Origin of the sequence: Bacillus sp. L75 (genome assembly GCF_003676355.1) — a bacterium.
GTDB classification, from domain to species: domain Bacteria; phylum Bacillota; class Bacilli; order Bacillales; family Bacillaceae; genus Bacillus; species Bacillus velezensis.
Map to the genome: position 1 here is coordinate 362472 of NZ_ML064904.1, position 25973 is coordinate 388444.

Below are 25973 nucleotides of genomic sequence, written 5' to 3' on the forward strand. Positions count from 1 at the left end.
GTAAACCCTCCTCATCGTTATCTGCCGTGATGTGCATTCTCAGCTGTTATTGTCAACTATTCTATCATACTGAACGAGCCGGCTGCGGAGTTTATTTTTTTCTTAAAATCTTATTATTCGACATCTTTTCTATGTCTTTTCCAGTTTTGTTCCTGTATACTTGATTCGACATACATATGCTGTTAACTTATGGCACTTCGCAAGCCTCCGCTGTTATCGGCATTATGCAGAAACTTATGCTACTGGAGAGATTGTTATGCGCAACACAAAAGAAGGTGCTTCCCCTTCTCTGTTTTCATTGGCTTTTAAACTTACGAGTTTAGCAGTTTTGTGCGGACTGCTTCTGGTAATCGTCATAATGGGATATTCCGCTTCCGCCGCAAAAAACAAACAGGTCACCGTGACCGCAAACGGGCAGCTTCGGGATGAAGCAGAAAGCCTGCGGCTGAAAAATGATTCTCCCGACGTCTTAATGAAACATTTGCAGAGAGAGCGTGACCCAGGGAAAAAAACGGTATATTTAACCTTCGACGACGGGCCGTCTCCATATACTGAACAGCTGTTGAATGTATTGAAGGCAAATGGCGCAAAGGCCACTTTTTTTATGCTTGAACCGCGGATGAAAGCCTATAAGCATTCCGTGCAAAGAGCGAAGCAGGAAGGAATCGCGCTCGGCCTGCACGGCGTGACGCACGATAATCACCTGTTTTATCAAACACCGACATCACCGCTGAACGAAATGCAGCAGGGACGCGATACACTCGAGGCAATCACCGGAGTAAAAACGGATCTTGTCCGCACGCCTTACGGCAGTAAACCGTCATTGACGGATGCCCAGATTAAGAATCTCGAAAAAGACGGATTCGTGTACTGGGACTGGACGATAGACAGTGAAGACTGGAAGTACAAAAACGCACGGTACGTGCCGGAAGTATTGAATCAGCTCGCATATTTGGAAAGCGTTCATACGAGCAGGCCGCATGTCATTTTAATGCACGATCTGCCTGCGACGGTGCACGCTTTGCCGAGCCTGATTCAAAAACTGAAAGCCCAGGGCTACTCCTTTGATGTTCTGACGGATCAAATGATTCCCGTCCATGAATAAGAAAAGCCGGATCTGTATATGATCCGGCTTTTTTTATGTCGCGGCGCTGATCCGTTTTGCAAATTCACCGATCTTCTCATGGATGACAAGATCAAATAAATGGTCGCAATATGTCGGCTCAAGGTTAATGATCACCTGCTTCAAACCGGGAATCCGTCCCGCATCCTCAGGGACAAACCTTGCCGGCGCCACTTCAAGCGAAGTGCCGATCACAAGAAGAAGATCAGCTTTATCAAGCTTTTCATAAAGGGTTTCAAAATGCTGAACGAGATCGCCGAACAGCACGACATCCGTTTTTAATACGGTGCCGCATACCGCATGATCACCGATTTCCGCCGTACATTCCGGCACTTCGTCCTTCAGCAGATGAGAAAGCCCGTAGCGCGCTCCGCAGCGGGGGCATGCGGCGGTCTGAATTGAACCGTGAAGCTCATAGACACTGCTGCTTCCCGCTTTCTTATGCAGCCCGTCAATATTCTGCGTAAAAATGTCTACCTGCTTTCCCCGCTTTTCAAGATCCGCCAAATACGTATGGCCGGCATTCGGCTCATAGCTTCCGCTCATTTTCATCTGAAAGAGCTGTTTGAATTTAGGCCAGAATTCACGCGGACGGCGTTCAAAGGATTCCCTGCTCATCGCTTCCATTCTGGAGGTGTCTTCGGTCCATATACCGCCCGCCGAACGAAAATCAGGAATGCCGGATTCCGTGCTCATTCCCGCTCCCGTCAGCACCACGATACGTTCCGCCTGATTGATCAATGTCATAAACGCTTCCACTCTTCCACCGCCTTTTCTTTTTATCATATCATGAAAAAAGAACGGCGCCTGTTATGCCCGTTCTTTTTCTCCGGAATGATCCTTCACATGAACCGGATCATCGTGGCTTTTCTGTTTTACGAATACATTCTGGCCCGGATAGGCGAATTCCACGCCTTCCTCAGCAAAAATATCAATAATCCGGCGGTTGATATCCTGCCGCACGTCCAGGCTTTCCGCCCAGACGATGGTCTTTGTGTAAAAGTTGAAAAACAGATTGTAATAGCTGTCCGCAAACACGTCAAAGTTAACCATAATCGTATCATCATGCACGCCTTCATGTTCACGAAGCATTTCTCTGAGCCTTGTGATGCACCGCTCTAAACGATCAATCGGCGTCGCATAAGAAACACGAACGGAAAACGTGACCTGGCGCTTCGTCATCCTCGTCCAGTTTGTAATGGCTTCCATGGACAGCGTTGAATTGGGCACGGTAACAAGCGCCCCCTGCGCCGTGCGGAACCTTGTGCTTCGGAATGTGATATCTTCAACGCCCCCCGTTACAGATGACGTCTCGACCCAGTCGCCGATCGTAAACGGCTTTTCCGTAATGATGATAATGCCGCCGAAAAAATTGCTGATCGTATCTTTAGCCGCAAGCGCGAAGGCCAATCCGCCAAGTCCGAGTCCGGCCACGAACCCGTTTACATCATAATTGAATTCCTGCGCGATCACACTGACGCTGAGCGCGAGAATGACAAAGCGCAGCACCTTGGATAAAAACGGCGCCAAAATGTCATCCATATCAAGCTCAAAGCGCTGATTGACTTTATGAAATAAAAACGAAGACGCCGATGTCAGATTGCAAAGCCCCCAGGCGATCAGCGCAACGATCAGAGAGCGGTACAATTTTTTGGCAATGTCCATCTGCCCGTCTAAAAACGGCGAATACTCAATCGCCAAAAACAGACCCAGCGCCACGAAAAACCACCTGGCCGGCTTGTCAAACGCTACGGCAATCTGTTTGAATATGTCGGTTTTCGGCTTGTTTGCCAATTTGTAAATGAGCTGAAAAAAGTATTTGACAAACAGTTTTCTCAAAACGAGAAAAGCCGCTAAAATTCCGATGCTGATACTGATCTGCAAAATATGGTCAAGAGTAAAAAAGCTCTGAAATTGTGTCATCATGGCATATGCTCCTTTGTCTTGTCGAAAATCTATTATACTAAAACATTCGGACATCAGCTTCTTTTAATGTCTTTAGGCAGCCTGAAAAACCCCGGCATCAGAGCACAGCCGGGGTTTTTCACACATTCGTTCATCTTTCAGCCAGATACAACAGGGTCAGGCACTATTTCTTCTTTGATTGTGTCTGTTTCAGGAGAGTCGCTTTTTGGATTTCAGCATCGGTTTCGGCCTTAATTCTTTCTTCCACTTTCAATCTCCCTTTTCCCATGATCTCGCCTCCTTTTTGCCATTATAAATCATCACTGCGGATTGTAAACCGAAAAAAGCACTATCTTTATTCCAAAAAAATACTGTTTCGCACATTCACCAGTTTGAATCGCTGTGCATATACGAATCTGATATAATAACAGAAATGCCCATGAGGGGAGCTGACAAGCTTGTATACCATCGCTCATCGCGGCGCATCCGGTTACGCGCCCGAAAATACATTTGCGGCATTTGATATCGCTGCCGAAATGAACGCTGATTTCATTGAGCTTGACGTCCAGCTCACAAAAGACGGCCAGATTGTCGTCATCCATGATGACAAAGTCGACCGGACGACGGACGGCTCCGGTTTTGTAAAAGATTTTACGCTGAAGAAGCTGCAGTCTCTGGATGCCGGCAGCTGGTATGGGGCTGAGTTTAAAGGGGAGCGGATTCCCCTGCTCGAAGAGGTCTTGAAGCGTTATCATTCTGAAATCGGATTTTTAATTGAACTGAAGGGGCACGTTTCTCAAGTCGGTCTTGAAAAAGCAGTCGGCCAGCTGTTAAGCAGGTTTTCCTTTTCCATCCACCCTATCGTTCAATCATTCAGCCTCAAGTCAATTCAGACCTTTCACGACATGTATCCGTCCGTTCCGACTGCAATAATTGCAAGACCCAGCTTCGGGATGTTTTCCAAAAGCCAGCTGGCCGCCTACAAATCAGCCGTAAATTATGTCAATATTAAATATACCCGCCTGAATCGGTTCTTGATTTCCACCGCTCACAGACACGGCCTGAAAGTATTTGCCTGGACGGTCAGAAATCAAAAGACGGCCGAAAAACTGCAAATGATGGCAGTTGACGGCATTGTAACTGATTTTCCGGATTTTATTTCTAAGGATGGCTGATATGAAACAATATATCGCAATTTTTATCGGAGGCGCGCTTGGCGCATTGCTCCGCTTTGAAATGAGCGCGCACATTCACAGCGGTTCTTTCCCGGCGGCCACTTTCCTTGAAAACGCGGCGGGAAGCCTTTTACTCGGTCTTATTACGGGTTTTTTCATCATTCGGGCTAAACGCCCTCTTTTGACCGCCTTTTTAGGAACCGGTTTTTGCGGAGGTTTCACGACGATGTCAACCTTCGCAAAAGAAACCATTTTTCTGCTGCAATCGTCTCCCGCAGCGGCTTTTTGTTATGCTGCCGCGACTTTATTCGCTGGTCTTGCCCTTGCATACGCCGGCATTTTCTGGGGACGGCGTATTGCCCTTCACGCAGCGGGAAGGGGGCATGATACGCCATGACGATCGTCCTGATGCTTATCGCAGCGGGTATCGGAGCGGTATTACGTTCTCTTTTGGGTAAAACAATTTCAGAAAAAACAAAAGGTTTTCCGATGCCGCTTGGAATGGCTGCGGTCAACCTGCTCGGCTCCTTCGGCCTCGGCATGTTCACCGGCCTGGGCCTGGATAATCCTTCTGCCGGCATCATCATCGCGACGGGCTTTTTCGGTGCGTTTACGACCTTTTCCACGTTCAGTATTGAAGCCGTGCAGCTGATGATGAACAACCGCATTAAGGAAAGCCTGCTCTACATCGCTGTTTCAGCAGCCGGAAGCCTTTTGGCGTTCTGGTGCGGCTTTGTTATGATATCCATGTAAAAAAACCTTGAGCTTATTTTTCGCTCAAGGTTGCGTTATGAAGCATGACCGTTTCAGGCACGGGCAGCTGGCGGTTTATTGTTCCCTGACCGCCCGGGCGGCCCTGTTCTTCTTTGAGTTCAAGCTGTTTAATAAACCGGCCGTCCATTTCTAATATGAGGGCAGTGTATCCCCCGATTTGTATCGACTCACCCGCACAGATGTCAATATTCCGTTTCAGCACAAGACCGCCGATCGTGTCGACTTCCTCTTCAATCCCTGCGCCGAGAAGATGATTCACCTGATCGATCCGAACCTTTCCGTCCAGCACATAATGGCGTTCGGACAGCTTTTGAATCTGCGGCTGTTCGTCCTCATCAAATTCGTCTCTGATATCGCCGACGATTTCTTCAAGTATGTCTTCGGTCGTCACAAGACCGGACGTTCCGCCGTATTCATCAGACAATATCGCCAAATGAATCCGTTCTCTCTGCATTTTTATCAGCAGGTCGTGTATCGGGATCGTCTCGATGACTTCAATCACCGGGCGGACGTAAGACGTGATGGATACTTCCGCTTTTTCATCTTCTGTCATAAACAGCAGATCTGAAAAGAGATGCTTCGTATTGATCATGCCGATGACACTGTCTTTGTCCCCGTCCGTTACGGGCCAGCGCGTATATTTGTCTTTCAGCATCATATCAAGCATTTCCGGCACGTCCATATCAGTGGAAACAGCCGCGATTTCTTTTCTCGGGATCATGATTTCCTTGGCGATCCGATTATCAAAATCAAAAATTTTATTCACAAACGTATATTCAGACGGATTGATTTCTCCGTTTTTTAAACTTTCTGACAGCAGGATCCGCAGCTCTTCTTCAGAGTGGGAGCCTTCATGCTCAGATGCCGGCTTTAATCCGGCCAAACCGGTCAGAATTCTCGCGGAGCCGTTCAGCACCCAAATAAACGGGAACATGAACACGTAAAATAACCGAAGCGGTCCGGCAATCCATAACGTCAGCTTTTCCGCTTTTTGAATCGCAACCGTTTTAGGCGCAAGCTCACCGACGACGACATGCAGAAACGTAATCAGCCCGTACGCCGCAGCAAAAGCAATCACATGCTCAGCAGAATCCGGCAGCCCCATGCCCTGAAACACAGGATGAAGCATCCGCTCAAATGCAGGCTCTCCCAGTACGCCGAGCCCGATGGATGTGAGTGTAATGCCAAGCTGCGAGGCGGATAAATACTCATCAAGATCCGTAATGATACGCTTTGCGAGCACCGCCCGTCTGTTCCCTTCTGAAATGAGCTGATCGATTCTGGATCTTCTCACTCTGACGATCGCAAATTCACTCGCCACGAAAAATGCCGTTAACGTAATGAGCACACCGATTAAAATCAAACTGTCAATATCGTCCATTTCACCTTATCCCGAATTGAAGGATAAGGACGTCACCTCCTGATTTCATCGTTTTTTCTTAAGCGAGAGGAACGAAATGGGTGATTGACTACACAGAGGGCCCCATCCTGCCACCTCCTAAGTCAAAGCATGATTGTCATTTGTATAGTTTATTGTATCACAACTCCATTCTTTCATCATTTTCAGATTTTTATCATATAAAAAACAGCCTTCAAAAAGAAGGCTGCCGTTATCTGCTTCGGAAATGATTTTCTAAACAAAGCGCCGTATTAATCCCCCCGAATCCCATGCTTAAGCTTAACGCATGGTGTACGGTATGGGCGCTCGGCCCGTCGGTCACCCACTGAAATGAATCGTCAATCGGCTCCGTTAAGTTTCGGATCGGATGAAGCTTGTTTTCCCGCATTTGCAAGAGAGCAGCAATGATTTCCACCGTTCCGGCCGCACTCAGACCGTGTCCGGTAATCGATTTTGTCGCATTAATCCGCGCGTGCGACAGGCCGCTTTCAGAAAGCGCCCGGCATTCAGTCTTATCACCGATCGGCGAACCGGTGCCGTGCGGGTTGATGTAATCGATCTCTTTCGCTGAAAGGCCGGCTCGCTCCAGCGCCTGGCGGATCACCGTCATTTCGCCCTCTGCTGAAGGATTCGGGTTGCGGTTCGCATCGGAAGCCATCCCCCAGCCCTTTAAGCCGGCCCACGATCGTGCGCCCCTCTCTTCGGCAGATTCAGCGCGTTCCAGCACAATCGCCCCGCACGCCTCTCCGAATATAAACCCGTCCGTATGCCGGTCAAACGGGCGGCAGGCGGCTTCAGGCCGTTCAGCGTATGTATCAGTGCCCATCGCTCCCAAAGAACGGAGAGCATGACACTCCATGTACGACAGATCGGCCAGCGCCCCGATCACGATGCACCGGTCAAACAGGCCGCCTTTGATTCCTTGAGCAGCCTGAATAACCGCCGCCTGGCCGCTTGCCGACGCGCCGCCGACCGTAAAGGCCGGCCCTTTTATCCCGAATTGCTCCGTACAAAGCCCCGACAAATCACTATCCATAAAAGAAAGCCCGTATGTCGGATTTACAAATTGCGGCGTTTCACCGTTTTTCTCAAAGGCCTGCAGCAATTCGCGCTGCGTCATATTCGAGCCGCCGATAATCAGACCGGTGCGGCTGTGATCAGCGCCGTCTAATTGAGCGTCATGCCACGCTTCATATAAAGCGATAAGCGCCGTCTTTCCCGATAATGCGGCCCTTCGGTACAAGCGCTTCGACAGCGCGTCCGGCGGCGTTAATTCGCTAAGCTCCGCGCCGATAAACGAACTGCCTTTCTGCCGGCCGGGCCGTTTCATCACATCAAAGGCGTGCCGCCCCTCCATAAGCGCATCGAGAAACGCCTCCTTGCCTTGTCCGACCGCGGTTAAGACTCCGATTCCTGTAATGCTGATGTCTGACGTGCCATTATTACTCCTCGACATTTGTCCGTTCTCCCATCTTTATGTATTGGAAGCTATGAAGAAAAATCTTGATACAGTGCTTTGAAAATATCGCGCGACTGTCTGATCTGTTCTGAAGGCACGCTGAAAGATAATCGGAAATAGCCGCTTTTTCCAAATCCGCTGCCGGGTACGATCAATAGTTTGTATTTCTGTGCGGCATGCATGCAGAACGCCACCTCGTCTTCAATCGGTGATTTCGGAAAGACGAAAAAGCCTCCTTTCGGCATTTCAAATTCGAAGCCGGCTTCTGTGAGGATGTCCACCATAAGGTCTCTCCGCTTTCTGTAAGGTTCAGCGTCAATCGAAAGATCATCCATTTTCGCCACGGCGCGCTGCATCATGACCGGAGCGTTCACAAAGCCGAGCGTCCGGTTGCAGAAAACGAACGCATCCGTCAGAAGATCGCCCTCAGGCATTTGGGCGTCTGCCGCGATATACCCGAGCCTTTCCCCCGCAATGCCGAGATCTTTACTGAACGAACTGACTAAAATCACGCGGTGATACGCCTGAAACGGATTCGCCTGCTCTTCTCCGTAGATCAGCTGGCTGTACGGTTCATCAAATAAAATAAATATGCTTTGGCCGTTCCGCTCTTCGGCTTCTTTTAATAAGGCGCCCAATTCGTTAAGGTTTTTCTGGCTGAGCACAGTCCCCGTCGGATTATGCGGCGTATTAACGATCAGTCCTTTCGTACGGGGGGTGATCGCACCTTTAACCGCTTCAATGTCAATCTCAAATGAGTCAGTCAGCGGGCAGATGACGGGTCTGCCGTGGTAATTTTCAACATACGCTTTATATTCCGCAAAATAAGGCGAAAGAAGGATGACTTCTTCCTCGGGGTTTAAAATACTTTTCAGCGCGACATTCAGCGCCCCGCCGGCTCCGACCGTCATGACTGTATACCTGGCGGAAATTTCTGTCTGAAACCGCTCTGACAAAAAGCGCGCAACCTTTTCTCTCGCCTCCGGAAGCCCCTGGTTTTGTATGTATCCGTGCCGCCCTGTTTCAGCCGCTTCGCAAAGCGCCTTTTTAAATGTTTCAGGCGGCTCCGCAACCGGATTTCCTATTGAAAAGTCAAACACCTTATCGGCGCCGAACTCTTTTTTCAGCCGAGCGCCTTCATCAAATAGTTTGCGTATCCATGAACCTTTCTCCAGATTCTGTGTCACTTCCCGTGATAAACCGGCCACTGTCATCTGTCCCTTCTGTCTTTTTCTTCCGTTTCTATTTACAATGATTATGAAAGATTTACATGGCGCAGTCAACGCTTTTTCAGACAGCCCGCCGCGCCGTTTCAGGAGAAAGACGGAAAACAATAAACTTGTGCAAACTCCCCTTCATATATTAAACTATTCTCATAACTATAACGTGATGGTTGGGGAGGGATTTAGATGGGGCTGAGACTTATCGCATCAGTGAATTAGCAGAGCTTGCCGGTGTAACGAAACGCACGGTGGATTACTACACAAACCTCGGGCTTTTAAAGCCTGACAGGTCTTGTTCGAACTATCGTTACTACGATACACTTGCACTTAATCGGTTAAAGTTTATAGTCGCTTGTAAAAAGCAGCGATTGGCCCTGTCTGATATAAAAGATCGACTGGAGAACCAGTTTCCCTCTTCAGCCCTGCCTGACGATATTGGAAATCTGGCATCGGAAATTGATCACATGAATCAAAACATCTCCGTGATCTTGAATCGGTTTGAAAAGCTTGAACCAGAGGAGCGCGCCCAGCTGAAAAAAAGGCTGGCTCCTGAAAAGCTTGCAGTGCTTCAATCATTTATGCTGCTGTTAAGTTAAACCATTATCTTACTAACAGGAGGTGTTACCTTCATCTTCCCAAAAGAAGTGAAGGTTCTAATTGGACATTGTGAATTTGATTTTAGTCGCGGTTTTAATCGCGCTGACGGCATTTTTCGTAGCATCTGAGTTTGCGATAATCAGAATCAGAGGCTCACGGGTTGACCAGCTTATAGCAGAAGGAAATAAAGCCGCAATCGGTGTCAAAAAAGTGACCACGCATTTAGATGAGTATTTATCGGCGTGCCAGCTCGGCATAACATTGACTTCCATCGGTCTTGGTGTCTTAGGCGAATCAACGATTGAACGCTTGCTTCATCCGCTTTTCACAAAGATAAACGTACCAAGCTCATTATCGCATATTATTTCATTTATTCTCGCCTATGCGATCATTACATTCTTACACGTGGTCGTGGGAGAGTTGGCGCCGAAAACAGTCGCCATCCAGAAAGCGGAAGCCGTTTCAATGCTGTTTTCGAAACCGCTCATTTGGTTTTACCGCATCATGTTCCCGTTTATCTGGCTTCTGAACAACTCCGCCCGTCTTTTAACGAAGGCGTTCGGTCTTGAGACGGTGTCTGAAAATGAGCTTGCCCACTCTGAAGAAGAGCTGCGCATCATTTTATCGGAAAGCTATAAAAGCGGTGAAATCAACCAGTCTGAATTTAAATACGTGAACAAAATCTTTGAATTTGACGACAGACTTGCAAAAGAAATCATGATTCCGCGTACGGAAATCGTCAGTCTGCCGCATGATATCAAAATTTCTGAAATGATGGACATCATTCAGATTGAAAAATATACCCGGTACCCTGTCGAAGAGGGTGACAAAGATAATATTATCGGCGTTATTAACATTAAAGAAGTGCTGACCGCCTGCATCAGCGGCGAAGTATCAGTCGACTCGCCGATTACCGATTTTGTCAATCCGATCATCCATGTGATTGAGTCGGCACCGATTCACGATCTGCTTGTAAAAATGCAGAAGGAACGGGTTCATATGGCGATTCTGTCGGATGAATACGGCGGAACCGCGGGGCTTGTCACCGTTGAAGACATTATTGAAGAAATCGTCGGGGAAATCCGTGATGAATTTGATATCGATGAAATCAACGAAATCCGTAAACTCGGCGACGGCCATTACATGCTTGACGGCAAGGTCCTGATTGATCAAGTGAACGAACTCCTCGGCATCCATTTGGAAAATGACGAGGTCGACACCATCGGCGGCTGGTTCCTTACCCAGAAATACGACGTCGAACAATACGACTCGATTATCGAAGAAGGCTGTGAATTTATCATTAATGAAATTGACGGCCACCACGTCGCATATATCGAAGTGAAAAAACTGGCGTTTGATGAACTGCTGGAAACCGCCGAACAAAAAGAAGCATAACAAAAAAGCTTGCGCGTCTGATACAGACGGCAAGCTTTTTTTCATTTACAGTTGTTCAAGTTTTTTCTCAAGCTCTTTAATTCTGGCATTCAGCTCTTCTGTCATGGCCGCAAGCCTCTCCTTCGGCGCAAGATCGGAAAAGTCCTCCAAAAAAATCGGCTCGCCGATGATAAGCCGCATTTTTCCCTTTTTAAACAGCGCTTTTCCCGTAGACGGCCCTTTATATGCGGCCGGAACGAGCGGCGCTTTTCCCATTTGGGCGATGGTCACGGCCCCTCTTTTCAGCGGGACGTCTTCAGATGTTCTCGTGCCGCTCGGAAAAATCCCGACAATCTTTCCTTCCTTCAGAAGCTTAATCGGCGTTTTAATGCTGCTTGGGCCCGGATTTTCACGGTCAACCGGGAATGCGTGAATCTTCTTCAAAAAACGTCCGATCCACTTTTTCTGAAACAGCTCTTTTTTCGCCATATAATGAATCTGAAGGGGCAATATCCCGACACCGAGCGTGAGGACGTCCACCCAGCCCGCATGCGTGCACGCGATAACGAATCCTTTATCAGACGGAAGATTCTCTTTATTGTACACTTTCACTCCTCCGCGCAGGGATAGAATGCATTTGATGGCATTTGCACAAAACTTATACATAACGCACTTCCTTTGTTGTAATGATCAAAAGTGTTCTCTCTCTCTATTATAACAATATTTTTTATTACCTGGTACTAATAATTATATTTTTCCTCCGCCGATCTCTATCTTTTATGACGGATTTTGGGTACTATAGAGAAATGGTGTTTGATGAGGTGAAAATGAATTTAAGCCGTTTGCATGGAACGTGCAACTTTAAACCTTTCTTATGCGTGTATAACATAGAGGGGAGAAAAGGCAGTGACGATCGATGAAATTTACCAAATGTATATGAATGATGTTTACCGGTTCCTGCTCTCCATGACAAAAGACAAGCATCTCGCTGAAGATTTGCTGCAGGAAACCTTTATGAGGGCATACATACACATTCACTCCTACGACCACAGCAAAGTAAAGCCATGGCTTTTTCAAGTGGCGAGAAATGCGTTTATAGATTATGTCAGAAAACATAAAAAGGAAGTGACCATTTCCGATGACTTAATTGGGAGCCTTTTTCAGACGGCTGTTCAAAGCCCGGCTCATCAGATTGAAATCAAGGAAGTGCTGACAGGGTATATGTCCGAACTTCCCGACAATTATCGGGAGGCCTTAACACTGTATTATTTAAAAGAACTGAATTACAAAGAAGCATCCCATATTATGAATATTTCAGAGGCTAATTTTAAAAGTGTTTTATTTCGTGCCAGACAGCGGCTGAAAGCACTTTATAATAGAGGTGTTAATGATGAATGAAGAATTTAAAAAGCGTTTTTACCAATACAAAAATGGAGAAATGAGCGACCGGGAAATGGCCGCCTTTGAAGAAGAGCTGGAAAAGCTGGAAGTCTATCAGGAGTTGATTGAAAGCGAAATGCAGGACGACCGGGAATGGGACGTCGGCATCAGCCCGGAAAAACAGAAGGCCATTTTATCATACGGAAAACGCAAATCGTATTTGCGGATTTCAGTTCTCGCCGTCATCTCCACTTTGATGATTTTGCCGCTTTGCACATTAGGAAGCTACCTCTATTACGGTCTGGGAGGAAAAGAAAGCACCGGCAATCAATTAATGGAGACCGCGGCAGTGACGGTGGCGACCACAATGCCGAACGTCCTCGTCGATACCTCCGGACTGAAAAGCCAGGTGAAGCTGTTTGGAATGAATACGGAATTTCCGCTGCAAAAGCAGATCGGCACAAAAACGAAATCCGTCGGCGGAGAACGGATTGAAATGTTTTTAGATACGGTCAAATCGCCTGCCGTTAACTACTATGATTTAGACGCGGCACAGGCAAAGCATTATTTCGCCCATCCTTCCGGCTTAAAGGAACGCACGATTGAAAAAGCCGGACAGACATTAAAAAAATTGCCTGAAGGAAGCGTGGCGGAGGTCTATCTTTCTTATGACAGGGCCTACCCTTCTTCTCAAGTATATTCGACTTTTAAAAAATACGATGTGAAGTTTTTATGGAACGCGGTCGAAACGGAGAAAAATCTGAAAGACAGTCCTTATGCCGAGCCGTTAGGATTTCCCGGGAAAGATTCCAAGATGGTGTCCTCTTTCGAAACGCAAGGACAGACAGACCGTGAACAATTTATCAATGCCCTTGAATTTATGTCCCGCCATAAAAAATGGGCGCATGCAATATCGAAACGCAAAGACATGAATCTTGGCAGCCGAATCGACTATGTTGAACATCACGGAATGAACGTATACGGCTCTGTCGTGACGGGGCCGACAAAAGAAATCGAACGTCTGCTGAAAAACAAAACAGTAAAAGCAGCAAACATCGGTGAGGTGGAATTATGGAATTGGTAAGAATTTTTAAAGAGCATAATGTTTTCGGCTGGATATCAGTCGGTACCGCGATTTTGTCGCTGCTGCTTTTGAACGTGGCAATCATCAGCAATGTGACTTTCTATTCTTATCAGATGCTGCCGTTTGCGATGGCCGCCGTGCCGTTCGGCATCATTGAGCTGTTTATTAAAAAAGGACGGACGGGCCCGGGACTGCTCGGTGTCATTCTCAATCTGTTCGTCATTGTCTGTGTATATACGATCGTTGCGGTTGATACGAATCTGCAATTCGGTTTTTAAACATAAAAACAGGCCCTTTTACGGGGGCCTGTTTTTTTAAAATGAAAGAACGCCGATTAAATGCAGCAATACGACGATGATAGCCAGCGGCACGAGATATTTCAGAAGGAAATACCACAGCTGAAAGAAACGATAGCCGATGGCGGAACCGCTTTTCATCTCGGCAAACAGCTCCTGCTTCGGTATTTTCAGCGGGACGAAGATTGATATTAATAAAGCGCCGAGCGGAATCAGCACATTGCTGACGGTGAAATCCGCAAGATCAAAAAACGTTTTTCCGAACAAATGAACATCACCGAGAACACCGTATGATAAACAGGACGGAATTCCGACTAAGAAAATGAGCAGACCGCTTGTCCACGACAGCTTCTTTCTTTTCGTTTCATCACCTTTCCCGACAGTCGCCACGATAATTTCCACCATCGAAAAGGCCGAAGTCAGCGCGGCGAAGAAAAAGACCGCCAAAAAGCTGATAAAAAACAGCGAGCCGAACGGCAGCCGGTCAAACACAGCCGGCAGCACGGTAAACAGCAGTGTAGGCCCTTCATCCGGTTTAAAGCCGAACGAAAAAACCGCCGGGAAAATGGCCAGTCCCGCAAACAGCGTAACGAGCACATTCATCATAACAATGGAACCCGCCGAACCCGGAAGATTTTGGGTTTTCGGCAGGTACGAACTGTATGTCACCATGACCGAAACACCGAGCGTTAATGTAAAAAACGCCTGTCCTAAAGCATATAGGATGGATTCCGGCGTCAAATCTTCAAAGTGCGGAACCAATAAAAATCTAATCCCCTCAACGGCATGATCGAGCGTGACTGATCGCAGCACAAGCAATAGAAACAGCACGAATAAAATCGGCATCAGCACCGCACTGACACGTTCAATCCCTTTCTGCACGCCTTTTGCGACGACCGCCACCGTCATGATCATAAATACAAGCTGCGCAATGAGAGTCTGGATCGGATTTTCAATGACCGTCCCGAACACCGTGCCGTACTGCTCCTGAGTGAGCCCGGATAAAGAACCGGTAACGGCTTTTAACACATAAAGCAAAATCCACCCGCCGACAACACTGTAAAAAGACAAAACTAAAAAACAGGCCGCCACACCCACATAACCCGTAAGGTGCCATACCGACTTCGGCGCGGCTTGTTTGTAGGCATCAATCGCATTTGTCTGGCTCCGTCTTCCGAAAATAAATTCACCGAGCAAAAGCGGATAGCCTAAAAGCACGGTAAAGAGGACGAATATAAGAAAAAAAGCGCCTCCCCCGTTCGTACCCGCTACGTAAGGGAACTTCCAAATGGCTCCCAGGCCGATCGCCGAACCGGCAGCGGCCATAATAAATCCTATTTTTGAGGCCCATTGAACCCTTTTTTGGTCAGACACGACTTTCCACTTCCCTTCCGCCCTATATTATCCCTTATTCGCTGCGATAACTTAAGCCCATTTCAATATGTTTCATTATTCCGAAAAATAAAAAGGAGCGGCGGGTGCCGCTCCTTACAAATCCCCGTTTAATTTCGAATGCTTTCTCGAATATAAGAAATAAATCACCAGACCGATGATCAGCCAGATAAAGAAACGGAATATGGTGGTGGCGCCGAGGTTAATAATCAAAAACACGCAGAACAGAATGGACAATATCGGAATAAAGGGAACCCCCGGACATTTAAAAGCCCTTGGCAGATCAGGCTGTTTCTTTCTTAATACGATAACTGCCACTGAAATCAGGACAAATGCGGCAAGCGTGCCGATGTTCACCAGCTTCGCCAGTTCATCAAGCGGGACGAGCGAGCCGAGTAATGCCGACAGGATGCCGAACACCCATGTCACCACGTGCGGCGTTTTATGCTTCGGATGGACTTTTGAAAGCGCCCCCGGCACCAAACCGTCACGGGACATGGCAAACATTACCCTCGTCTGGCCGTACAGCATGACGAGCATCACCGTTGTCATCCCCAACACTGCGCCGATATCAATAATCCCGGCCACCCAATTCTGTCCGGCCATCTGCAGGACGAGAGACACGGGATGGTCAACGCCTTCAAAGCGGGCAAACGGAACGACGCCCGTCATAATCGCCGATACGGTCACATACAGCACGGTGCAGACGATTAATGAAAAGATAATTCCTTTCGGCAGATCCTTCGCCGGATTTTTCGTTTCTTCAGCGGCGGAAGAGACGGCGTCAAAACCGATAAAAGAGAAGAAAACGAGCGCCGCGGCACTGAAAACACCGCCGAACCCCATCGGTATAAACGGCTGCCAGTTGTGAGGTTTGACATATACGGCCGCAACGGCGATAAACAATAGAACAACCAGAACCTTCAAAATGACCATAATATTATTGACCCGCTTCGATTCCTTAATGCCTAAATAGAGGAGGAATGTAATCGCAAGCACGATAACAAATGCGGGGAGATTAAAGAATGTGACCGTGCCTTTAATAGATCCCGGCGCGGCCGTTAATGCAGTCGGAAGATGAATGCCGAAGCCCGCCAAGAATGATTGAAAATAGCCGGACCAGCCGACCGAAACCGCGCTGACGGCGAGCATATATTCCAAGATTAAATCCCATCCGATGATAAACGCGAGAAGTTCACCCAGTGTCGCATAAGTAAACGTGTAGACGGAACCTGAAACCGGGACGCTTGAAGCAAATTCGGCATATGACAGAGCCGCAAATAAACACGCAAGAGCGGCGATGACAAATGAAACGGTCAGCCCCGGCCCCGCCGTGACAGCGCCTGTTCCGGTTAATACAAAAATTCCCGTTCCGATGATGGCCCCTATCCCCAGAAGGGTCAGATCAAAGGCCCCTAACTCTCTTTTCAGCGACTTGTCCCCGCCCGTTGCGGCAAGCAGGTCCTGAATGCTTTTCTTTCTGAATACGCTCCCCTTCATCTGCTTCACTCCTTGTAAATCAATATATGTTAGAATATTCAGATAACAATAGCAATAATGACTAAATTCTTATTTTTCGCATGAAATGTTTCAGCACATCATCCCTTTCTCCTATGTCATATTATAGCGAAAAATATAAAAATGAAAATAATTTTTCGAAAATTCTATATATTATTTTTAGTTTTCATAAAACAGAACGCAGCGGATTCTCCACTGTGAAATATTAACATTAGTGATTCAGCTGGAGACTTCCATTTTTTGAAAATCGTATTCATATGTACGTTCAAATAAAAATCCCGCCCTTTTTAAAAGCGCGGGATAAGACTTGCGTATTATGTTGAAATAAATCTGCCGCCATTTACGTGAATGGTTTGCCCCGTCATATAGGAAGATTCGTCTGAAGCCAGAAGCACGTAAGCTCCGGCGTGTTCCGCAGGCTGTCCCGGTCTTCCCATCGGAGTGTCCAGACCATGCTTTTCCACCTTTTCTTCAGTAAACGTTGCCGGAATCAGGGCGGTCCAGATCGGGCCAGGGGCCACCGCATTTACTCTGATCCCCTGATCGGCCAATGACATCGCCATTGAACGCGTAAAGGAAACGATGCCGCCTTTCGTGCACGAATAGTCGATCAATGATGTGTCTCCCTGATAAGCGGTAATAGACGTTGTATTAATGATGGCGCTCCCTCTTTGCAGGTGGGGCAGCACGGCTTTTGTCATATGAAACATAGAAAACATGTTTGTACGGAATGTCTTCTCCAGCTGTTCAGCTGTAATATCAAGAATCCCGTTTTGCGGATGCTGCTCAGCCGCATTATTAACGAGAATATCTATTTTTCCGTAGTGATCTAAGACTTGCCGGACCGCCTTCTGACAATGCGCCTCATCACCGACGTCTCCCGGAATTAACAGGCATTCGGCCTGGTATTCTTCCGCACGCTTTTTCGTTCTCTCGGCATCGGCATGTTCGTCTAGGTACAGGATGGCAAGATCCGCCCCTTCCTTCGCGTAAGCGATCGCAGCCGCTGCGCCGATGCCGCTGTCTCCGCCCGTGATGACGGCGACTTTTCCTTTTAATCTGCCCGACCCTTTTACATCCGGGTCCTCCAAGAGCGGTTTCGGCTCCATGTCTGACTCAATGCCGGGCTGGCGCTTTTGCACCTGCGGCTTTTGTCCTTCCGTCTGTCTGTCCATCGGATTCATATTCTCACACTCCTGCAATTGGTATTACTGAGACGATACCACGCAGTGCGGGGAGTTAAACGGACAAATATGCCGGTAATTAAAGCTGCTGAGCCGTTTCGGGAAAAGCGCCGGTGTATTTCGCAGACGGCCTGTAAATCATGTTGTCAGCGGACTGTTCAAGCACGTGTGCGCACCAGCCTGCCATTCTGCTTGCTGAAAAGGTCGGCGTAAACAAATCATTGTCGACATCAATGGCCTGCATCACAGCCGCTGCGTAAAACTCCACATTCGTATACAGCTTCCGTCCGGGCTTATATTGCTCTAACAGGCGGATGGCTTCCTTCTCCACATAAAGCGCCAAGTCAAGCGACGGATCATTTCCCGCCACTTCTTCAGCCTTTATGCGCAGCGCTTCCGCCCGCGGGTCTTTTGTTTTGTACACCCTGTGCCCGAAGCCCATCAGGCGTTCTCCCCTCATAAGCTTCGCTGCCAAATACGCTTCTGCATTTTCTTTTGTCCCGATGTCTTCAAGCATTTTCGTGACGCCTGAAGGCGCGCCTCCGTGCAGCGGCCCTTTCATCGTACCCAGTGCGGCAGTGACGGCAGACACTAAGTCCGATTCAGTCGAAACGGTGACTCTCGCTGAAAAAGTCGATGCATTCATCCCGTGCTCCATCGCCAGAATCATATACGTCTCAAGCGCTTTCTTTTGGGCTGCGGACGGCTGCCTGCCTGTCAGCATATACAAATAGTTTTCAACGTGTCCGTATCGCGCCTCAGGTGACAACGCTTCCTGCCCTTGTTTACGGCGGTATCTGTACGCAATAATCGTCGGTGTGACGGCAATCAGTTTAACCGCTTCTTCCGGCTTGGGCGGATATGTAAATGAATCTGTGCCCAAACCTGAAACAGCCGTTCTCAGCACCGCCATGTCGTCCATTTCATCCGGAAGCGTTTCCAGTAAGTCGATCAAATGTTTCGGAAGCCCGCGCTCGGCTGCAAGTTCTTCCTGAAACGCAAGCAATTGCCGCTCATCAGGAAGCGCCCCGTTCAAAATGAGATACGCCGCTTCTTCAAAACTGAATTGCAGCGCAATATCCTTCGCATCATAGCCGCGATATATTAAATGCCCCTTTTCTCCGTCAATGTGGCTGATAGCCGTTTCTGCACAAGTAATCCCTTTCAATCCACGATAAATCAATTTCATTCCCCCTTATCCTCTTTCTGTTATTATAGTAAATATAATATTTAAAAAATAATGAATATTTTTAAGGGAATTAATTAAAACTTTTAATCAGAGGAGTGCATCTATGGATTTTAAATGGCTTCACACCTTCGTCACCGCGGCAAAATATGAGAATTTCAGAAAAACGGCGGAAACGCTTTTTTTATCTCAGCCGACCGTCACCGTTCATATAAAATTATTAGAGAAAGAAATCAGCTGCAAGCTGTTTCAGCGAAGCGGCCGGAAAATACAATTGACGGAAGAAGGAAAAGCATACGTGCCGTTTGCCATGAGGCTTTTGGAAGACTATGAAAACAGCATGGCGGAACTGCACAGGGTGCGCCAGGGCTACTCGCACACGCTGACACTCGCTGTTTCGCCGCTTATCGCCGACACCGTTCTCCCGTCTGTCATGAAGCGTTATACAGAGGACAATAAAGAAACCGAAATGACGGTCACCATTTTCGAATCGGAAGAAATCGCCTCTCAAATCAGAAACGGCTCAGCCGATATCGGACTGAGCTGCTTAAAGGTGCAATCATCTTCCCTCACTTGCCGCCCCCTGTACAATGACCCCGTTGTCCTCGTCGCGCCGCCCGGCCGAAAACCCGGAACAGGGAAGGCGGATGAAGTGAAAGACCTGTTCGGACAATATCTGCTTTTGACCCACAACCATCCTGACTATTGGGATGATTTGCTCCGCCAGGTCAGAATACAGTTCCCTTTCGTCAGGACAATGAAGGTGACACAGACGCATATTACGAAACGATTTATTAAAGAGGGGCTGGGTGTCTCATTTCTGCCGCTGTCAGCGGTACGGGCCGAACTCGCCGCAGGCAGCATGATTGAAATTCCGTGCGAATTCGCCCAGATGCCGAGCGCGGGCGCATACGCCATCGCCCTCTATGAAAATGAAAAAAAGAAAACCTTTTTAGATTTTTTATCACATTTTCATTTTTAGGTGAAACAAATGGAGCTCTGTCCCGTCTAAATAAAAAACCCGTTCTGATGAACGGGTTTCTATCGCTGCTAGAATCTTTTCGCGCCCAGGTAGCGCGGTTTCCAGTAGCTGTTATTCAGATCACTTGTTGTGACGCCGTCAGAACCGGCATGGATGAACTTGTTGTTTCCGATGTACACACCCATGTGTGAAGGGCCGGCCTGATATGTTGTAAAGAAGACGAAGTCTCCTCTTGACGGGCTGGACACGCTCTTCATTGAGCTCCAGTATCCCGCAGTGCTCGTTCTGCCGACACTCGTCTGTTTGTTTAACAGGTACCAGATAAATCCGCTGCAGTCAAAGCCGGAAGTCGTTGTTCCGCCCCATACATACGGCGTGCCGATTAAAGATTGCGCATCAGAAATCAGCTTGTTTACATTCAGGCTCGTCTGTGCAGCATTATGGCTGGATGAAGGCTGCTTTGATGACGAAGATCCTGAAGACGTTGAACCGGAAGTTGATCCCTTTACTTTAAGAACTTGTCCGATGCGGATCAGGTCCGTTTTTAAACCGTTTAAACTTTTTAATTGGTTTACCGTCATTTTATATTTATTCGCAATTTTCCAAAGGCTGTCGCCTTTTACGACTTTATATGTAGACGATGATGACTTGCTGCTTGAGCTTGAACCTGAGGATGATTTACCGTTAATCGAAAGCGTCTGACCGATGTAAATGATATCCGATTTTAATTTGTTCTCAGATTTAATGGAATTAATTGACGTTCCGTACCGATTTGAAAGTCCCCATAATGTATCGCCTTTTTTTACCTTAATCGTTTGCGCAGATGCCGCGCCCGCAAACAAAGTCGTCCCCAAAACCACTGCCGTTGTTGCTGTAACAAGTTGCTTTTTCATATTTTCCTCCCTGAATGATTCTATCTATTTTATGTGTCTCTTTTTTAAAGTTTTTATCTGTTTCCTATTATAAGGTTCAATTTCCACTAGAAATAGACTTGACTTCCCGTGACAAATTTCTTACTAATTCGTTTTAGAAAAAAGTTTTTAAGGGTATTAAATATTTCAATTTGATTTCAAACGTGACGAAAAACGAGTCAATTTGTCATGTTTTTTTCCTGTGATCCTCGTATTTTGGAAAAACAAAGCAGTTTATTTTCCAAATAACCCCTTGTTAAAAAAATCCTCGACTTTTTCAAAAAAGTGAATGGTTTTCACTCTTTCTTGAAAACATAACTTTACACCGGAATTTACATTTCTAACAATGTTTCACCTGAAATTTACAGGAGAAACAGGCGCTCTTTACAAACACCCCCTACCATTAGACATGCAGACACGATTAAAGGAGGACGAGTGAGAATGAGTCTATTTAAACAGGTTCGATCAAAACTTCTGCCGGCGGCAGCCGTATCCGTGCTGACAGCCGGTCTGATTGCGGGCGCGGGGCTTCAGCACTCCGAACAGGCTGCGGCAAAAAAACAGCCTGACAAAAACGAAATCAGAAACGTCATCTTCATGGTCGGCGACGGAATGGGCGCTCCCTATATGAACGCCTACCGTTCGGTCATTAACAAAGGAAAGCCTTCGGATGGTATGAAACTGACGGCATTCGATCCCAATCTCACCGGTATGATGATGACTTATCCTGACGACCCTGATTCCAATATTACCGATTCCGCGGCGGCAGGCACGGCAATGGCCACGGGTGTGAAAACGTATAACGCGGCGATCGGAGTCGATAAAAAAGGAAAGCGGGTAAAATCCGTCCTCGAAGAAGCGAAACAAAGAGGGAAATCCACCGGACTTGTCGCAACTTCGGAGATTGCCCACGCCACCCCTGCGGCATTCGGAGCCCATAATAAATCCCGAAAGAACATGGATGACATCGCAAGCAGCTACTTTGATGACCGTATCAACGGAAAACAGAAAGTCGATGTGCTCCTCGGAGGCGGCAAGTCAAACTTTATCCGTAAAGACCGCAATGTAACAAAGGATTTCAAAAAAGCGGGATACAGCTACGTGACATCAAAACAGGAGCTCAAAAAGGATCGTAACAAGAAGATTCTCGGCCTGTTTGCCGATGGCGGACTCGACAAAGCAATCGACCGCTCAAACGCCGTCCCTTCATTAGAAGACATGACAACGGCGGCGATCGACAGGCTGAACAAGAATAAAAAAGGGTTTTTCTTAATGGTCGAAGGCAGCCAAATTGACTGGGCGGGACATGACAATGATATAGTCGGCGCAATGAGCGAAATGAAGGATTTTGAAAAAGCGTATAAAGCAGCGATCGCATTTGCCAAAAAGGACAAACATACGCTTGTCGTTGCCACGGCTGATCATACCACCGGCGGATTGACGATCGGCGCGAATGACGATAAAAACTGGCATGTTGAACCGATTCTTGCCGCAAAAAAAACCCCGGCATTTATGGCTGACCAAATCAAAGCGGGCAAATCCGTATCTTCCGTGCTTGCGCGCTATACAGACCTGAAATGGTCAAAAGCTGAAATCAAACAGATCGAAACGGCCGCAAAACAGAATGCTGACAAGAGCATCTACAAAGCAATCATTAAGCTCTTTAATGCGAAAACCAACAGCGGCTGGACAACCGGCGATCATACAGGCGAAGAAGTTCCCGTTTACGCATACGGTCCGGGAAGAGAGTCATTTACGGGGCTTTTAAACAACACGGACCAGGCCAAAAAGATTTTTCACATCCTGAGACACGGAAAATAAAAAAAGGATGCGGGGGTTTCCCCGCATCCTTTCTTCTTTTACAGATATCTCCGGTGCACTCCTTTGCCGTCATACGAAAACATCACTTCTCTGTCTTCAAGAACAGATTCGATGTGCACGCTCCTGCCCCACAGCTGGTACAGATACGGCAGCACTTTCTCCAAATATTTCAGATCAAGCTCAATTCCCTCATACCAATGTTTAATATAAAGCTCATTATTCTTCAGGTAATCCCCGTCATTGACGGTCAGATAAGGAAATCCCCCGTTGACCCGCATGTTCACGAGCTGATCGCGCACGGCCTTCCATTCTTTGTCGATCACTTTATAGTCCCTGCCCTGCTTTTGGAATAAATACAAATCCTCACGCATCACGAGATCTTTCGTCAAATAATTGCGGATAAATGATATATCCGATTCAATTTCCCTGACCTCAAACATTTTCTCGCGTCCGGAACCGGGCTTTACCCCTGTTTTTTTCATTTCATCTGTCGGGTTGTCATAACGCTCTTCGATGTCTTCAAAAATTTTCAGCCCTAAATAATACGGGTTGATTCCCGTTTTTGACGGCTGAACGACGCCTGCGTTCAGCTTCGCAAATTCGATGGCTTCATCTGAAGTCAGGTCAAGCTCGCGGATAATCCGCTGATGCCAATAGGATGCCCAGCCTTCGTTCATGATTTTCGTTTCCAGCTGCGGCCAGAAATACAGCATTTCTTCTCTCATCATGGTTAAAATGTCACGCTGCCACGGTTCAAGCTCCCGCGAATGTTCTTCGATAAACAGCAGAATATCTTTTTCCGGCCGGGGCGGAAACGGTTTTTTCCCTTTTTTCTTTTTCACCTGCTTCGGCTTATCCATTCCCCATAAATCATCGTAAGGCGATGGCGCGGTTTCTTCTTCGTCCTCCTCTTCGTCATCGACGCTCCACAGCAGCTTCGGCCTGACGAGCGACGGATCGATATGCTCCTGAACCGCCAGAATGGCATCTAAAAAGGACTCCACCTCTTTTATCCCGTGAATTCTTTCATAATGCTTAATCCGCTCCGCCGCAGCCGCCATACTCTCAACCATGTCCCGGTTCGTATTTTGAAAGCGGCAGTTATGTTTGAAAAAATCACAATGGGCAAGAACATGGGCTACAATTAATTTATTTTGGATCAGCGAATTGCTGTCCAGCAAAAAAGCGTAGCAAGGGTTGGAATTAATGACAAGTTCATAAATTTTGCTCAAACCGAGATCATAATGGAGTTTCATCTTGTGAAATTGTTTGCCGAAACTCCAATGGCTGAATCTCGTCGGCATGCCGTACGCGCCGAATGTATAAATAATCTCAGCCGGACAAATTTCATATCTCATCGGGTAGAAATCAAGGCCGAAACCCTTCGCAATGTCGGTTATTTCCTCAATTGCCCGCTGTAAACCTTTTGTCTCCTCCGCGTTCAACCGAATCCCCCCTACTTGGACTTATTTATAATGTATGACCCCTCCTCTCAAAAGATGAAATAACAGACCGGTTTCCGTCTGAAAACTTTCGGCACATCCGCCCCGTTTGCTTTATATGTAAGTGGGTAAAACACACACCATACTCCAAAAAGAAAAGGAGCGATTCTACTTGAATACAGCAGACATGCTTACGACGTATCTCAGCAAACTCCCGAATCTGATCATCGCACTGCTCGTCCTGCTTATCGGCTGGGGCATTGCCAAAATCATTGAAAAAGCCGTATACAAAGGCCTGCAAAAAACAAAAATCGACGACAGGCTGTTCGCCGAAAAAAAGCCGGCGCGCTATTCCTCAGAAAAAGTCATCAGTAAAGTCATTTATTTTATCGCATTAATCATCGTTTTTATTCTATTCTTTAACATTCTGCATCTGACAACCGTGGCTTCGCCTTTTGTCAGCATGCTGTCAGCGATAACGGCGGCTGTGCCGAGCATTTTAAAAGCCGGCCTGATTCTGCTGTTGGGCTGGGCAGCCGCTTCGCTTTTCAGCTATCTCGTCAAAAAAGCGGGCATGAAACTCGCTGAAAACGGCCGGTTCAGAAAATGGACAATGGTGTCTGAAGAAGCGGAGATGAGCAGATCCGTTACGGCCGCTTCACGAATCGTTTTTTACTTCGTCTTGCTCTTGTTCCTGCCCGGCGTCTTGGCCGCTCTCCAAATCAGCGGAGTATCAGGGCCGTTTACAAATATGATCCAAAGCGTTTTGTCCTTTATACCGAAATTATTCGCCGCGGCGCTGATTGTTTTAATCGGCTGGCTTGTTGCCCGTCTCGTCCGTGATATCGTCACAAACTTTCTGGCGAGTATCGGCACGGAAAGGCTCGCCGCACGTATGGGGCTTTCTATATACCTGAAGGATACAAGCCTGTCGGCAATCATCGGAACGATTGTCTACGTGCTGATTTTCATTCCGGTGATCATTTCTGCGCTTGACCGGCTTGATGTGGCGGGTATTTCTGAACCGGCGTCAGCCATGCTGCACACGGTCTTCACAATGCTCCCTAATATCATTATCGGTATCGTGCTGATCATCGCCGGCATCTGGATCGGAAAATGGGTCAACAGCATTGTATCCGGGCTCTTGCACCGGGCCGGTTTCGACTCTCTTCTCGGTAAAATGGGCTTTGAACAGACGGGTACCCCGAAGCTGACGCTTTCTCAGACGGTCGGCATGATTGTTCAGATTATCATCGTCCTGCTGTTTACGGCAGAGGCGCTGCAGCTTGTTCATCTCGAATTTCTCGTCGTTATCGCAACAGGTATTATCGCTTACCTGCCTAATGTTCTGGCCGCTGTATTTATTCTCGGAATCGGACTTTTGGCCGGACAGCTCGTCAGCAGACTGCTTGCCGGTATGCTGAGCGGAAAGGAATTCAGATTCCTGGCGCCGCTTGCGAAATATACCATTATCACTCTTTCAATCTTTATGGCGCTGGATCAGCTCGGTGTCGCCGACACGATCGTAAATGCCGCGTTTATTCTGATTCTGGGCGGTTTCGCGCTTGCCTTCGGACTTTCATTCGGTCTTGGCGGAAAAGATTTCGCCTCCCGTTATCTCGCAAAATTGGATCGCAAAATTGAAAAACATCAATCGGCTGACGATCGGAAGCCGCCGATGTCTTAACGAAAAAAACGTGCGCTCAGAAGGAGCGCACGTTTTTTTTTTGAGTTAAGGGGGCAAATTC

At 47.4% G+C, this 25973-nt stretch carries 25 protein-coding genes; 12 read left to right on the top strand and 13 right to left on the bottom strand.

Features of this window, described 5'->3' with window-relative positions; all coding sequences use genetic code 11:
• Window positions 1-256: 256 nt before the first annotated feature.
• Window positions 257-1105, top strand: a complete 849-nt coding sequence (locus tag D5S11_RS10535) for a polysaccharide deacetylase family protein (RefSeq protein WP_020955576.1) — start codon at window positions 257-259, stop codon at window positions 1103-1105.
• Between the two features lie 33 nt (window positions 1106-1138).
• On the opposite strand, the gene D5S11_RS10540 is transcribed toward D5S11_RS10535, so the two are convergent.
• The 3 genes from D5S11_RS10540 to D5S11_RS10550 all read right to left on the bottom strand — a co-directional run bounded on the left by D5S11_RS10540 (window position 1139) and on the right by D5S11_RS10550 (window position 3317).
• The gene (locus D5S11_RS10540) at window positions 1139-1870 is read right to left on the bottom strand and encodes an NAD-dependent protein deacylase (RefSeq protein WP_369878810.1); all 732 of its coding nucleotides are present in this window, start codon (window positions 1868-1870) and stop codon (window positions 1139-1141) included.
• 63 nt (window positions 1871-1933) lie between these two features.
• Window positions 1934-3049: a mechanosensitive ion channel family protein gene (locus tag D5S11_RS10545; RefSeq protein ID WP_020955575.1), complete on the bottom strand. Its 1116-nt coding sequence runs from the start codon at window positions 3047-3049 to the stop codon at window positions 1934-1936.
• A gap of 163 nt (window positions 3050-3212) precedes the next feature.
• A complete protein-coding gene (locus tag D5S11_RS10550) occupies window positions 3213-3317 on the bottom strand; it encodes a YhdX family protein (protein ID WP_003155299.1) in 105 nt (34 codons plus the stop codon).
• Window positions 3318-3486: 169 nt separating this feature from the next.
• Between D5S11_RS10550 and D5S11_RS10555 the strand changes: the two genes are divergently transcribed.
• From D5S11_RS10555 to crcB, 3 genes are read left to right on the top strand one after another with little or no spacing between them, the layout of a single operon-like run.
• Window positions 3487-4203 carry a glycerophosphodiester phosphodiesterase gene (locus D5S11_RS10555; protein WP_007409257.1) on the top strand — a complete coding sequence of 239 codons (717 nt, stop codon included), beginning with the start codon at window positions 3487-3489 and terminating at the stop codon, window positions 4201-4203.
• Between the two features lies 1 nt (window position 4204).
• A complete protein-coding gene (locus D5S11_RS10560; RefSeq protein WP_061581864.1) occupies window positions 4205-4600 on the top strand; it encodes a fluoride efflux transporter FluC in 396 nt (131 codons plus the stop codon).
• Window positions 4597-4956 (top strand): fluoride efflux transporter CrcB, encoded by a 360-nt coding sequence (crcB, locus tag D5S11_RS10565; protein ID WP_061581863.1) that lies wholly within the window; start codon window positions 4597-4599, stop codon window positions 4954-4956. The genes D5S11_RS10560 and crcB overlap by 4 nt, the downstream gene beginning before the upstream one ends.
• Window positions 4957-4969: 13 nt before the next feature.
• On the opposite strand, the gene D5S11_RS10570 is transcribed toward crcB, so the two are convergent.
• The 3 genes from D5S11_RS10570 to D5S11_RS10580 form a co-directional block, all read right to left on the bottom strand.
• Complete coding sequence (locus D5S11_RS10570; RefSeq protein ID WP_061581862.1) at window positions 4970-6358, bottom strand: hemolysin family protein; 1389 nt, start codon at window positions 6356-6358, stop codon at window positions 4970-4972.
• 229 nt (window positions 6359-6587) lie between these two features.
• Window positions 6588-7832, bottom strand: a complete 1245-nt coding sequence (locus D5S11_RS10575; RefSeq protein WP_007409261.1) for a beta-ketoacyl synthase N-terminal-like domain-containing protein — start codon at window positions 7830-7832, stop codon at window positions 6588-6590.
• A 32-nt stretch (window positions 7833-7864) separates the two neighbouring features.
• Window positions 7865-9049, bottom strand: a complete 1185-nt coding sequence (locus D5S11_RS10580) for a pyridoxal phosphate-dependent aminotransferase (protein WP_108725301.1) — start codon at window positions 9047-9049, stop codon at window positions 7865-7867.
• Between the two features lie 179 nt (window positions 9050-9228).
• Here D5S11_RS10580 and D5S11_RS10585 point away from each other — a divergent pair, with 179 nt between their 5' ends.
• Entirely contained in the window at window positions 9229-9654 is a 426-nt protein-coding gene (locus D5S11_RS10585) for a Cu(I)-responsive transcriptional regulator (protein WP_007409263.1), read from the top strand.
• A 61-nt stretch (window positions 9655-9715) separates the two neighbouring features.
• Entirely contained in the window at window positions 9716-11050 is a 1335-nt protein-coding gene (locus D5S11_RS10590) for a hemolysin family protein (protein WP_007409264.1), read from the top strand.
• Window positions 11051-11095: 45 nt separating this feature from the next.
• On the opposite strand, the gene D5S11_RS10595 is transcribed toward D5S11_RS10590, so the two are convergent.
• A complete protein-coding gene (locus tag D5S11_RS10595; protein WP_015417124.1) occupies window positions 11096-11695 on the bottom strand; it encodes a lysophospholipid acyltransferase family protein in 600 nt (199 codons plus the stop codon).
• A 240-nt stretch (window positions 11696-11935) separates the two neighbouring features.
• Between D5S11_RS10595 and sigM the strand changes: the two genes are divergently transcribed.
• From sigM to D5S11_RS10610, 3 genes are read left to right on the top strand one after another with little or no spacing between them, the layout of a single operon-like run.
• Entirely contained in the window at window positions 11936-12427 is a 492-nt protein-coding gene (gene sigM, locus D5S11_RS10600; protein WP_003155312.1) for an RNA polymerase sigma factor SigM, read from the top strand.
• On the top strand, window positions 12417-13493 hold the full coding sequence (locus D5S11_RS10605; RefSeq protein WP_087920756.1) for an anti-sigma factor: 1077 nt from the start codon (window positions 12417-12419) through the stop codon (window positions 13491-13493). Before sigM ends, D5S11_RS10605 begins: the two co-directional genes overlap by 11 nt.
• Window positions 13481-13771, top strand: a complete 291-nt coding sequence (locus tag D5S11_RS10610) for an anti-sigma-M factor (protein WP_003155315.1) — start codon at window positions 13481-13483, stop codon at window positions 13769-13771. The genes D5S11_RS10605 and D5S11_RS10610 overlap by 13 nt, the downstream gene beginning before the upstream one ends.
• 36 nt (window positions 13772-13807) lie before the next feature.
• Here D5S11_RS10610 and D5S11_RS10615 read toward each other — a convergent pair whose 3' ends face one another.
• The 4 genes from D5S11_RS10615 to D5S11_RS10630 form a co-directional block, all read right to left on the bottom strand.
• Window positions 13808-15163, bottom strand: a complete 1356-nt coding sequence (locus D5S11_RS10615; protein WP_108725075.1) for a sodium-dependent transporter — start codon at window positions 15161-15163, stop codon at window positions 13808-13810.
• 114 nt (window positions 15164-15277) lie between these two features.
• Window positions 15278-16681 carry a branched-chain amino acid transporter BcaP gene (bcaP, locus tag D5S11_RS10620; RefSeq protein ID WP_108725076.1) on the bottom strand — a complete coding sequence of 468 codons (1404 nt, stop codon included), beginning with the start codon at window positions 16679-16681 and terminating at the stop codon, window positions 15278-15280.
• A 332-nt stretch (window positions 16682-17013) separates the two neighbouring features.
• The gene (locus tag D5S11_RS10625; protein WP_007409269.1) at window positions 17014-17883 is read right to left on the bottom strand and encodes an SDR family oxidoreductase; all 870 of its coding nucleotides are present in this window, start codon (window positions 17881-17883) and stop codon (window positions 17014-17016) included.
• 79 nt (window positions 17884-17962) lie between these two features.
• Window positions 17963-19066: a citrate synthase/methylcitrate synthase gene (locus D5S11_RS10630; protein ID WP_108725302.1), complete on the bottom strand. Its 1104-nt coding sequence runs from the start codon at window positions 19064-19066 to the stop codon at window positions 17963-17965.
• A 109-nt stretch (window positions 19067-19175) separates the two neighbouring features.
• On the opposite strand from D5S11_RS10630, the gene D5S11_RS10635 reads away from it, so the two are divergent.
• A complete protein-coding gene (locus tag D5S11_RS10635; protein WP_007409271.1) occupies window positions 19176-20051 on the top strand; it encodes a transcriptional regulator CitR in 876 nt (291 codons plus the stop codon).
• Window positions 20052-20119: 68 nt separating this feature from the next.
• Here D5S11_RS10635 and D5S11_RS10640 read toward each other — a convergent pair whose 3' ends face one another.
• Window positions 20120-20944, bottom strand: coding sequence for a C40 family peptidase (locus D5S11_RS10640; RefSeq protein ID WP_007409272.1), 825 nt, complete (start codon window positions 20942-20944; stop codon window positions 20120-20122).
• 459 nt (window positions 20945-21403) lie between these two features.
• Between D5S11_RS10640 and D5S11_RS10645 the strand changes: the two genes are divergently transcribed.
• Window positions 21404-22783: an alkaline phosphatase PhoA gene (locus D5S11_RS10645; protein ID WP_108725077.1), complete on the top strand. Its 1380-nt coding sequence runs from the start codon at window positions 21404-21406 to the stop codon at window positions 22781-22783.
• Between the two features lie 38 nt (window positions 22784-22821).
• On the opposite strand, the gene D5S11_RS10650 is transcribed toward D5S11_RS10645, so the two are convergent.
• Window positions 22822-24228, bottom strand: a complete 1407-nt coding sequence (locus D5S11_RS10650; protein ID WP_007409274.1) for a SpoVR family protein — start codon at window positions 24226-24228, stop codon at window positions 22822-22824.
• Between the two features lie 169 nt (window positions 24229-24397).
• Between D5S11_RS10650 and D5S11_RS10655 the strand changes: the two genes are divergently transcribed.
• Window positions 24398-25912 (top strand): mechanosensitive ion channel, encoded by a 1515-nt coding sequence (locus D5S11_RS10655; RefSeq protein WP_108725078.1) that lies wholly within the window; start codon window positions 24398-24400, stop codon window positions 25910-25912.
• Window positions 25913-25973: the final 61 nt, after the last annotated feature.